Origin of the sequence: Nonomuraea pusilla (genome assembly GCF_900109355.1) — a bacterium.
GTDB lineage: Bacteria > Actinomycetota > Actinomycetes > Streptosporangiales > Streptosporangiaceae > Nonomuraea > Nonomuraea pusilla.
Window position 1 is genome coordinate 644,673 of record NZ_FOBF01000002.1, and the last position, 11,757, is coordinate 656,429.

Below are 11,757 nucleotides of genomic sequence, written 5' to 3' on the forward strand. Positions count from 1 at the left end.
ACGCGGCGGCTCTCCGTGGGGACCGCCTCCTCACCACGACGAACGGGCGCGCTGACATCGAACGTCCCGCCCCACTCCCCCACCAGCAGCAGGCCCGGCGAGTCCACACTCGCGCGACCTCCGAAGGAGCTGTTGTGACAGCCCACGACCATCGCACCTTACGCCGAACAGCCGCGACGATGGCCCTCGCCCTCGTCCTCCCCGTCCTGTCGCTGCTGGCGCCGCCGACGCCGGCGCGCGCCGACACCGCGGCCCCCGCCTTCAAGGTGCTCGTCTTCTCCAAGACCACAGGATTCCGGCACGACTCGATCCCCGACGGCATCGCGGCCGTCCAGAAGCTCGGCCAGGACAACGGCTTCGCCGTCGACACGACCGAGGACGGCGCGAAGTTCACCGACGAGAACCTGGCGCAGTACCAGGCCGTCATCTTCATGTCCACCACCGGCGACCCGCTGGGCACGCAGGAGCAGAAGGACGCCTTCCAGCGTTACATCCAGAAAGGCGGCGGCTTCGTCGGTGTTCACGCAGCCGCCGACAGCGGCTACGGCTGGTCCTGGTACGGCAAGCTCGTCGGCGCGTACTTCAAGTCGCACCCCGCCATCCAGCAGGCCACCGTCACGGTGGAGGACCCGGCGCACCCGTCCACCGCGAATCTGCCCACCTCATGGAGCCGCACTGACGAGTGGTACGACTACCAGGCCAACCCCCGCGGCACCGTGCACGTGCTGACGTCGCTGAATGAGAAGTCCTACTCCGGCGGCACCATGGGCGTCGACCACCCGAACACGTGGTGCCAGGACTACGACGGCGGCCGTTCGTGGTACACCGGGCTCGGCCATACCAAGCAGAGTTTCACCGAGCCGCAGTTCCTGAGCCTGCTCCTCGGCGGCATCAAGACCGCAGCGGGCGTCGTGAAGGCCGACTGCTCGGCGTCGCAGACCGGCAGCTTCGAGAAGGTCACCCTCGACGACAACACGTCGAACCCGATGATGCTGGACGTGGCGCAGGACGGCCGGGTCTTCTACATCGACCGCATGGGCGAAGTAAAGATCATCAAGCCCGCCGGCGGCACCGTGACCGCAGGCAAGCTGAGCGTCTTCACCGCCAACGAGAGCGGGCTGCTGGGGCTGGCCCTGGACCGCGACTTCGCCACCAACAACTGGGCCTACCTCCTGTACTCGCCCGCCGGCGAGAACGTGGACCGGCTCAGCCGGTTCACCGTCAAGGGCGACACCCTGGACATGACCAGCGAGAAGAAGGTCCTCGACGTCCCCGTGCAGCGTGCCGAGTGCTGCCACCACGGTGGCGGCATGCTCATGGACCACAAGACCGGCGATCTGTGGATCGCCACCGGTGACAACACCAACCCGTTCGCCTCCGACGGGTACACGCCGATCGACGAGCGGTCAGGCCGCGCGTCGTGGGATGCGCAGCGCACCTCGGGCAACACCAACGACCTGAGCGGCAAGCTGCTGCGGATCCACCCCGAGGCGGACGGCACCTACTCGGTTCCGGCGGGCAACCTGTTCGCCGCGGGTACGGAGAAGACCAGGCCGGAGATCTACGGCATGGGCTTCCGCAACCCCTTCCGCATCGGCCTCGACCCGAAGACCGGGTATCCCATGGTCGCTGACTACGGCCCGGACGCCGGGTCCGCGAGCGCGACGAGGGGCCCGCAGAACACCGTCGAGTGGAACCTGATCACCAAGCCGGGCAACTACGGCTGGCCGTACTGCGTCGGCGACAACAGCCCGTACATCGACTACGACTTCGCGAGCAAGACGTCAGGATCGGCGTTCAACTGCGCCGCGCCGGTCAACGACTCGCCCAACAACACCGGGCTGACCAACCTGCCGGCGGCCATCCCGGCGACGGTCTGGTACCACTACTCGGCCGACGCGCAGAACTTCCCCGAACTCAACGGCGGCGCGCCGATGGCCGGCCCCGTCTACCGTTACGACCCGAACCTGCAGTCGGACGTCAAGTGGCCGGGGTACTGGGACGGCAAGGCGATCTTCGCCGAGTGGAACAGCAGCAAGATGTTCTCGCTCCAGCTCAACGAGGACGCCACCAAGCTCGTCAAGATCAATCAGCTCTTCAAGAGCATGAGCTTCAAGAAGCCCATGCACTTCAGGTTCGGACCGGACGGAGCCCTGTACCTGATCGAATGGGGATCCGGCTTCGGCGGCGACAACGCCGACTCCGGCATCTACCGCATCGAGTACATCAAGGGCAACCGGCCGCCGATCGCCCGCGCCTCGGCGGACAAGACCGACGGACCGGTGCCGCTGGAGGTGAAGTTCTCCAGCGAGGGAACACGGGACCCCGACGGCAAGGCCCTCACCTACGCGTGGGACTTCGACGGTGACGGCACCGCCGACTCGACCGACCCCAACCCCACGTACACCTACACCAAGGCCGGCCAGTACAGCGCGGTCCTGACGGTCACGAACGCCGACAAGAAGACCGCGACGGCGAGCGTGGCCATCGCAGCGGGCAACACCCGGCCGAAGGTCACCCTCGACCCGCCGCCGAACGGCGGATTCTTCGAGTTCGGCGACCAGGTGAAGTACAAGGTCACCGTCACCGACCCCGAGGACGGCGCCATCGACTGCGACAAGGTCCAGATCCAGGCGCTCCTCGGTCACGACAGCCACGGCCACCCCCTCGACCAGCAGAAGGGCTGCGAGGGTGTCCTGCAGACGCTCACCGACAGCGGCCACGGCACCGACGACAACCTCTTCTACGTGATCGAAGCCAGCTACACCGACAACGGCGGCGCCGACGGGGCCAAGCCCCTGACCGGGCGCGGCCAGGTCATCCTGCAGACCAAGCGCAGGCAGGCCGAGCACTTCACCGAGAGCGGCCGGGTCGCGGACGGCAAGGGCACCGACAGCGCGGGCGTGCAGATCGAGAACACGAGCGACCCGCAGGGCGGCGCCAAGAACATCGGATTCATCCAGGACGGCGACTGGTGGTCCTTCGCGCCCGTGAGTCTGACGAGCATCACCGGGATCCGGCTGCGGGCCGCGTCGGCCAGTGCCGGCGGGACCGTGCAGGTGCGGCTCGGCAACCCCGAGAACGGGACGCTGGTCGGCTCGGTCGACGTCCCCGGCACCGGCGGCTGGCAGACGTTCCAGGATGTGACGCTGAGCCTGACGAATCCGCCGACGGTCAGCGGGCCGGTGTACTTCGTCGTACGCAAGCCGGCGAGCGCGGCGGACAACGCCTACCTGATCAACGTCAACTGGGTCGACTTCCTCGGGAACGGCGTCACGGCCAACCAGCGCCCGAAGGTGACCGTCACGGCGAACCCGACATCGGGTACCGCTCCGCTGAAGGTGGACTTCAAGGCTGCGGCCACCGACCCTGACGGTGACACCCCGCTCACCTACAAGTGGGACTTCGGAGTGAACGGAGCCCCACAGCCGACCACCGCCGACGCCGGCTACACCTACGCCGCGCCGGGGACCTACACCGCCGCGGTCACCGTGACCGACGCCAAGGGCGCGGCGACGACGGAGCAGATCGCGGTCAAGGTGGACCCGGCGAACACGCCGTGCCTGTCCGGGCGCTCCGACGACTTCCTCGGGACGGAGCTCGACCGCAACCGCTGGTCGGCCATCCGGGAGAACCAGAACCTGAAGATCGCCGACGGCAAGCTGGTCGTCCCGACGTCCAACACGGACCTCTACGGAGCCGGCGGGAACACGTCGAACATCGTCGTGCAGCCGGCGCCGGGCGGAGCCTGGACGGCCACGGCCAAGGTCACCCTCAACGCGCGCGATCAGTTCCAGCAGGCGGGGCTGGTCCTCTACGGCGACGACGACAACTACGCCAAGATCGTGCTGCAGGCGCGCGGCACCAACGACCACGCCAACCGCATCTTCCAGTTCATCCGGGAGGAGAACGGCAAGCCGAACGAGGTGTCGGCGAGCAACACGGCCGCGCTCGGGGACGCCTACCCCGACACCGTGTACGTCCGGCTCGTCAGCGACGGCACCAACCTGACCGCCCACTATTCGGCGGACGGCACCACCTTCACCGCCATGCCGGAGACGAAGAAGCTCGCCGGCATCAGCAGCCCGAAGATCGGCCTGCTCGCCCTGTCCGGTAACGGCACCCACCCGGTGATCGACGCGTCCTTCGACTGGTTCCAGATCACCCCGGACGACACGGCGACCGCGTCGGGTCCGGACGACGAGTTCGACGGCACCGCGCTCGACGGCTGCCGCTGGAACGCGATCGTGCGCTCCGACCCCTCCGCTGTACGGGTGACCGGCGGCAATCTGGAGATCGACACCTCCAAGGGCGACATCTTCGGCACGGACAACACCGGGCCGAAGAACGTCGTCCTGCAGAAGGCGCCGGACGGCGACTGGACGCTGGAGACCAAGATCGACGGCTCGGCGTTCAACCAGGCCTTCCACCAGGGCGGGCTCATGGTGTACGCCGGTGACGACGACTACGTGAAGTTCGGCTTCGTCACCGACAACGCCGCCGGTTCGGCGGTGCAGCGCAGGCTCGAACTGCGCAGCGAGGTCGGCGGGGCCGTGCAGCAACCGCAGCCGCAGGTCACCTCGCTCCCCGGCGGCGTGTGGTGGCTGCGCCTGAAGAAGGAGGGGGACGCCTTCCACGGGTCCTACTCCCCCGACGGCACCAAGTGGACCGAGATGGGTGCGAACGGAACACCCGCGCCGGTGAAGAACGGCAAGGTGGCGAGCGGTGCGAAGGCCGGCGTGTACGCCTTCGGCGTCAACCAGACCGAGTCGAAGACAGCCAAGTTCGCCTACTTCCACCTCTCCCAGGGCGGCACGGGAAGCAACGACAAGACCGCGCCGGTGACGAGTTCCACGACCGATCCCGCGCAGCCAGGAAACGGCTGGTTCACCGGCCCGGTCACGGTCACGCTGACGGCCGCCGACGAGGCGGGCGGCAGCGGGGTCGACCGTACCGAGTACCAGATCGACGGCGGCGCCTGGACCGCGTACACCGCCCCGGTCGTCGTCTCCGGAGACGGCTCGCACACGTTGGCCTACCGCTCGGCGGACAAGGCGGGCAACGTCGAGACCGCCAAGACCCTCGCGGTCAAGGTGGACGCGACGGCGCCGATGACCACCGTGGAGTCCGTGGCGGGGAACGAGGACGGGTGGCACAACCAGGCGGTACCGGTCAGCCTGACCGCGACGGACGAGACGGCCGGCGTGGCGGGCATCGAGTACTCGCTGGACGGCGGCCCCTGGACGCCGTACACGGACACGGTCAGCGTCTCGGGCGAGGGGCAGCATGAGCTGCGCTACCGCTCGACCGACAAGGCCGGGAACGTCGAGGACGTCAAGGCGGTGAACGTCAAGATCGACACCAAGGCGCCGACTGTCCTCGTCTCCGGTGTGGCGGCCGGCGAGAAGTACGGCGACAGTCAGGACCTCGGCATCGGCTGGGAGGCCGTCGACTCGGGGTCCGGTGTCAAGTCGGTGATCGGCACGCTGGACGGCAAGCCGTTCGAGCCGGGCAAGGTCCTGGCGCTGTACGAGCTCCCGCTGGGCGAGCACACGCTCACCGTCACCGCCGTCAACAAGGCCGGCAACCAGACGGAACAGACGGTGACGTTCTCCGTCGTCACCTCGACGGCCGACATCGCCGGCCTGATCGACCGCTTCGCAGCCGCCGGGAAGCTCACCGAACAGGACGCGCACAAGCTCCGCGGCGACCTCGCCGGCGTCCTCGACGCCGAGACCAAGGAGAAGGCGAAGAGCAAGATCATCAAGGAGCTGGAGAAGTTCAAGGACCTCGTCACCGACGGCAAGACCGTCGCGGACGACCAGGTCCGTGACACGCTCCTCCGCGACGCCGACGCGCTGATCTCTCAGTACGGCGGCGCTCCGAAGGGCTGACCATGAGCGGGGCCACGGCCCCGAGAGGCACAGGGTGACCGGAAAGAGCTCCGGAAACCCGCCGACTCACCCGAAGGTGCCCCGCGATGCCTGTCGCGGGGCACCACCCCCTCCGCTCCGCCCACGTGTCCATCGGGAGGTGGAAGCCATGACCCGACCCAAGGCAGCACCAGTAGTCCGGCCTGTGGCGCGCAGCCGGAAGGCGACGGCGGCCCCGCGTCCGACGCGGGGCTGGGTGACCCTCGCCATCGCGTTCGCGCTCGGCGCGCTCGTCTCCGGTGGACTGGTGTTCGCGGTGACCCGGCCCGGTCCGACGGAGCAGGCCGCCGACAGCCTCCGCGCGCAGTCGGCCCTGCGGGACAGGGAGCAGATCCAAGCCCTCACCACGCTGGCTCGCGCCACGCGCGACCGGCTCGCTCCCGTGCTCGACGGTCTGGAACGGGCCCTCGCCGCCGACCCGCGTACCGGCGGCGCACCGCCTGCCGCCGACGTCGCGAACTGGCGAAAGGCGACCGCGGCGGCGGTCGCGGACTTCGCCGACCCGCCGTCCGGCGAGACCGCCACCAACGTGGCGAGGGCCGGCCTCGCCTCCGCGGTACGGCAGATCTCCACCGCCGTCGACACGTACGCAGCCTCGCAGGCACTGACCGGGTCCGCCCGGGAGACCGTGATGCTCCTCGCCGTCCGGCAGCGCGCTGACGCGGTCTTCACCTGGTCCGCCGGCGCCACCGCTCTGGACGCGGTGAACGTCGACGCGGGCCACGGGCACCAGCACGTGTTCCTGCCGGCCTCACCCGGCAGCGAGGCGCTCACCGCCGATCCCGAACCCGAAGGGAGTCAACGTCCATGAACGTGACACTGCGAAACGCCGTAGCGGCTGCCCTGTTCGCCGGTCTCGCCATGCTGTTCGGCGCGCCGGCGGCTTCCGCCCACGGCGGACCGATCGTCCTGGAGGTCGCCGGAGATGGCAGCCACGGCGTCAACGTCGTCGCCACCTGGAAGAAGGACCGTCATCCCGTGCGGGACACCGTCATCGGGGCAGCGGTCGCGACCTCGACCGACGGCCGTTCCTTCGGACCGGTTCAGCTTGTCTCCGCGCCCGAGGGCCAGAACCTCTACCACGTCGCCCAGCCGCTCCCGACAGGCGAATGGCGGGTCACGGTGACCACGACCGAACCCGCCGAGACGCGTAAGACGGTGAAGGTGGTGGCGCGGGACATCGCCGCCGCCGCCCAGCCGGAGCAGGTCGCCGCCCCAGAAGCGGGGCAGGGCGCCGAGGCGCCTGTGCGGGCCGCCACCTCCGAGCCGGAGCAGGGGGCGAAGGGACCGGTGCGGGCCGTCGCCGCCGAGGAACCGGCGGGCACGGCCGACCTGACGCTCACCGTCGTGGTGGTCGCGGTGGGGGTCCTGGTCGCGGTGGTGACCGGTGTCACGGTCCGGAGGCAGCTGCTCCGTGGCAAGGGGCCGGCCATCCGTTCCTAGAGGGATCGATCCGGCCTGCCGCGATGGCTGGAACGGCGTCTCGCGGCCGAGCGGGATACCGACACAGATTGGGGAACCATGACAGAAAGCAGCAGAAGGATCACGGGAGGCATGCTCTCCCGGCGAACCTTCACCACGACCGCGGCGGCCGTCGCGGTCGCTCCGTTCACAGCCTCCTTACCGGCCGACACGGCGCAGGCTGAGCAGACCGCCCGCATGGGTGGAGGCACCGTCCGCCGCATCACCCTCTACGCCGAGAACCTGCCGAACGGCCAGATGGGGTACGGCCTGGAGCCCGGCAAGGCCACGATCCCCGGACCGCTCATCGAGATGGCCGAGGGCGAGACCCTTGAGATCGAGCTGGTCAACAACCTGGAGGTGGCTGCCAGCCTGCACGTGCACGGAGTGGACTACGACACGGCCAGCGACGGCACGCGGATGAACGACAGCGTGGTGGAACCAGGAGGCCGGCGCACCTACACCTGGCGGACCCACGCGCCGGGACGGCGACCGGGGGGCGGCATCGAGATCGGCAGCGCGGGCTACTGGCACTACCATGACCACGTCGTCGGGACCGACCACGGCACGGGCGGCATCAAGAAGGGGCTCTACGGGCCGCTGATCGTTCGCCGGAAGGGCGACGTGCTGCCGGACAAGCAGTTCACCGTGGTGTTCAACGACATGCAGATCAACAATCTCAAGGAAGGTCCCACCTTCACCGCGAAGCTCGGCGAACGAGTGGAGTTCGTCGTGATCACTCACGGGAGTGTCTTCCATACCTTCCACCTCCACGGCCATCGTTGGGCCGACAACCGCACGGGCCTGCTGCAGACCCCTCACGAACCGACCCGGATCATCGACACCAAGACCACCGGGCCGGCCGAGTCGTTCGGATTCCAGGTGCTCGCCTGCGAGCGCGTCGGCCCCGGGATGTGGATGTATCACTGCCACGTCCAGACGCACTCGGACATGGGGATGACCGGCATGTTCGCGGTGACCGACGCGGACGGGAGCGTGCCGGGAGGGCCGACCCCGAGGGACACGCCGGACCATTCGCTCGGCATGCGGCACTGACTCCCCTGGCCGGCGTTGCCGAGCCACGCAGCTCCGCTCTCGGCTTCCCGTCTGTGCCGTGGGCGATGCCTCCTGGCCATCTCCGCCGACCGGCCTAGACCACTGATGCCGATCTCGGGGAACTCGCGCACCTCAGCCACCCTGACTGGTCTATACCGATGCTCGCAGTTGATGTATAACTCGTTCAATCTCTCTCATAGTTAGGCTGAAGTGCGCATGAAACGACATGCACCTCGATTCCTCGGAGGGATCGCGCTCGCACTCGCGTTATCCACCCCGCTCCTCGTGGTCCAGTCCGCGAAGGCCACCCCCCTCGGTGGGAACAGCAGCGTCAACGCCAGGCCGGATGTCGTGCCCGCCCTCCAGCAGTGGGAGGGAGGCACGGGCTCGTTCGAGTTACGCGAGCACAGCCGGATCGTGCTCGCCAAGAAGCAGGTCAAGGAACTCGACGACCAGGGGACGCGACTCTCCGCCGAGATCGAGCAGGTGACAGGGCGGAAGCTGGACGTCTCACCACGGACCCCGCAGGACGGCGACATCGTCCTGTCGATCGATCCCGCCCTGGCAGGCCCCGGCGGCGCGCGATTCGCCGAAGAGGGCTACACGCTCACCGTCACCGATCACAACGTGACGATCGCCGCCCCCACCGCGACGGGCGTCTACTACGGCACGCGAAGCCTTCTGCAGATCCTGCTGCTCGACGACGGGCGCGACTCGCTCCCCGTGGGCAGAGCCGTGGACTGGCCCAACTACAAGGTGCGCGGCTTCATGCTGGACGTCGGACGGCGCTTCTTCACCGCCGACTACATCCGCGACTACCTCCGGCTGATGGGCTGGTTCAAGCTCAACCAGCTGCAGCTGCACCTGAACGACAACGGTTTCAAGGGCAACAAGCCCTCCTGGAGCCAGGTCCAGGCCGGTTTCCGGCTCAAGACCGACAACCCCGAACTGGCCGGGCTGGCCTCCGCGGACGGGGCCTACGACCGCGCGGACTGGGACTCCTTCGAGGACACCGCCGCCGCGAACGGCGTCACGATCATCCCCGAGATCGACGCCCCCGCCCACTCCCTGGCCTTCATCCGCTTCCGCCCGTCGCTCGGCCTCAACAACGGCGAGTCCGACCACCTCGACCTGTCCAAGCCGGAGACCACCGCTTTCATGAAGTCGGTCTTCGACGAGTTCGTGCCCTGGTTCCGCAGCCCCGACGTGCACTTCGGCGCCGACGAGTACACGGTCGACAAGCCTCGCTACAAGACCTACTTCAACGAGATGGCCGCCCACATCCGTGCGCTCGGCAAACACCCGCGGGCCTGGGGCAGCCTGTCCATCATGGCGGCCAACACCGACGGCTACGACCGCGACGTGACCATGAACAGCTGGAACAACGGCTGGTACGGACCACAGGCCATCAAGCGGGACGGCTACTCCTTCATCAACACCAATGACGCGCTGCTCTACATCGTCCCCTTCGCGGGCTACTACCACGGCCGCGGGCTGGACGGGAAGTACCTCTACGACCAGTGGGAGCCGCACGTCTTCCCCGGCGGGCAGAGCGTGGCCCCCGGTGACCCGCGGCTCCTCGGCGCCATGTCCGCGGTGTGGAACGACTTGACCGAGGCCACCTACACGGAGCTGGACGTCCACGGGCTGGTCGAGCCCACCTTCGGCGTGCTGGCTCAGAAGATGTGGAGCGGGGCCACGTCAGGCGTGCCGTACAGCGCCTTCCTCGGCACCGTGCGCAAGCTCGGCGTGGGCCCGGGGCTGACGAAGGTCTCCACCACGCTCACGGCGTCGGCCAGCGGAGAGGTGAGCCTGGGCAAGCAGGCGACGGCCTCCGCCGGGGAGGCGGCCGCGGCGTTCGACGGGGCCCGCACCACGAAGTGGGCCAGTGGTCCGGGAGACAAAGCCTGGCTGCAGGTCGACCTCGGCAAGCCGTTCGCGATCAGCGAGGTCGAGCTGGACTGGGCGCCCGAGTACGGCCGCGACTACGACATCCTCGTGTCCAGGGACGGCGAGAACTGGAGCACGGTCGCCCGCCGTACGGGCCGCGAGGCAGCCGGAGCCGACACCCTCGCCTTCGAACCGGTGACCGCACGACACGTACGGCTCGTCGGCACTCAGGCGGGCAGGCGGCACGACGGATACGCCCTGTGGAGCATGCGCGTCCTGGAGGTGCCGGACCTGGCGCTGCACCGGCCGACGACGGCGTCCTCCTCGGAGGTGCCGAGCCTGGCGCCGGAGAACGCCACCGACGGAGACCCCAGGACCAGATGGGCCAGCGCCTACCGCGACGGCGAATGGATCCAGGTCGACCTCGGCTCCCCTCAGACCGTCCAGCGAGTGCTCCTCGACTGGGAGACGGCCTCCGGCCGCGACTACGACATCCAGGTCTCCGACGACGCCGCGTCCTGGAAGACAGTCCTCTCGGTACGCGACAGACCGGAGGGCGCTCGCGTGGACGAGCTCACCTTCGCTCCGGTGACCGCCCGCTACGTTCGGATGCAGGGCGTCAAACGGACCTCTTCCTTCGGCTACTCACTGCACAGCTTCGAGATTCGTTCGCTGAGCCCCCAGCCGGACCCGGCCTGAAGCGTGCCTGATCGATGACCTCAGGTGTTGCGGTCGGACGGATCCAGCCCCTGCCGTCCACCACGGATGGCAGGGGCTGGATCCGGCGCGACATCCCTGAATGGTCCGGTCCTGGTGCCGGTCAGGAGGAGGAGTCGGTGGGGAAGAGGCGGTGGCGGATCTCCTGCTGGAACTGCCGCAGGGTCATGTCGATGTGCTCGCCGATGAGGTCCGTGGCCTGGCTCTGGTCGCCGGCCGCGATGGCGGCGCTGATCGCCTGGTGCTGTTCGGCGGCCACCACCAGTGACCCGCCCGCGACGCCGGCCAGCCCTATCGCGCTGACCTGCCGCTGCAGGCGCTGGACCGACTCCAGGGTGGCGTCGAGGAAGGTGTTGGCGGCAGCTGTGGCGATGGCCCGGTGGAAGGTCTCGTCGGCTCGGGTGAAGGCGTCGATGTCGTCGTCGGCCGCCGCGTCGGCCGACTGCTGTGCCGCCTGGCGCAGCGCCTTGACCTGGGCGGGGGTGGCGCGCTGCGCGGCCAGGCGGGTGGCGGCGGTCTCGACCAGACGCCGGAACTCGAACATCTCGTCCACCTGGCGCAGATCGGCGGGCAGGAACCGGGAGAACGACTCCTTCCACAGCGCGCCGTCCGGCTCGGCGATGTAGATGCCCCGGCCCTTCTGCACCGAGACCCGCCCGAGCGCGGACAGGATCTTCACCGCCTCCCTGACGATCGTCCT

The 11,757-nt window shown here is 68.8% G+C and carries 6 protein-coding genes; 5 read left to right on the plus strand and 1 reads right to left on the minus strand.

Annotated elements, in window-relative coordinates; translation table 11 throughout:
* Positions 1-134 precede the first annotated feature (134 nt).
* The 5 genes from BMX74_RS05910 to BMX74_RS05930 all read left to right on the plus strand — a co-directional run bounded on the left by BMX74_RS05910 (position 135) and on the right by BMX74_RS05930 (position 11,039).
* The gene (locus BMX74_RS05910; RefSeq protein WP_143078565.1) at positions 135-5,894 is read left to right on the plus strand and encodes a ThuA domain-containing protein; all 5,760 of its coding nucleotides are present in this window, start codon (positions 135-137) and stop codon (positions 5,892-5,894) included.
* 148 nt (positions 5,895-6,042) lie between these two features.
* A complete protein-coding gene (locus tag BMX74_RS05915; RefSeq protein WP_143078566.1) occupies positions 6,043-6,744 on the plus strand; it encodes a hypothetical protein in 702 nt (233 codons plus the stop codon).
* On the plus strand, positions 6,741-7,376 hold the full coding sequence (locus tag BMX74_RS05920) for a hypothetical protein (protein ID WP_143078567.1): 636 nt from the start codon (positions 6,741-6,743) through the stop codon (positions 7,374-7,376). The genes BMX74_RS05915 and BMX74_RS05920 overlap by 4 nt, the downstream gene beginning before the upstream one ends.
* Before the next feature lie 111 nt (positions 7,377-7,487).
* Positions 7,488-8,450 carry a multicopper oxidase domain-containing protein gene (locus tag BMX74_RS05925; protein WP_218153888.1) on the plus strand — a complete coding sequence of 321 codons (963 nt, stop codon included), beginning with the start codon at positions 7,488-7,490 and terminating at the stop codon, positions 8,448-8,450.
* A gap of 216 nt (positions 8,451-8,666) precedes the next feature.
* Positions 8,667-11,039 (plus strand): discoidin domain-containing protein, encoded by a 2,373-nt coding sequence (locus BMX74_RS05930; protein WP_091098811.1) that lies wholly within the window; start codon positions 8,667-8,669, stop codon positions 11,037-11,039.
* A gap of 121 nt (positions 11,040-11,160) precedes the next feature.
* On the opposite strand, the gene BMX74_RS05935 is transcribed toward BMX74_RS05930, so the two are convergent.
* Positions 11,161-11,757: FadR/GntR family transcriptional regulator (locus tag BMX74_RS05935; protein ID WP_091098922.1), on the minus strand; the 597-nt coding region annotated here is incomplete at its 5' end.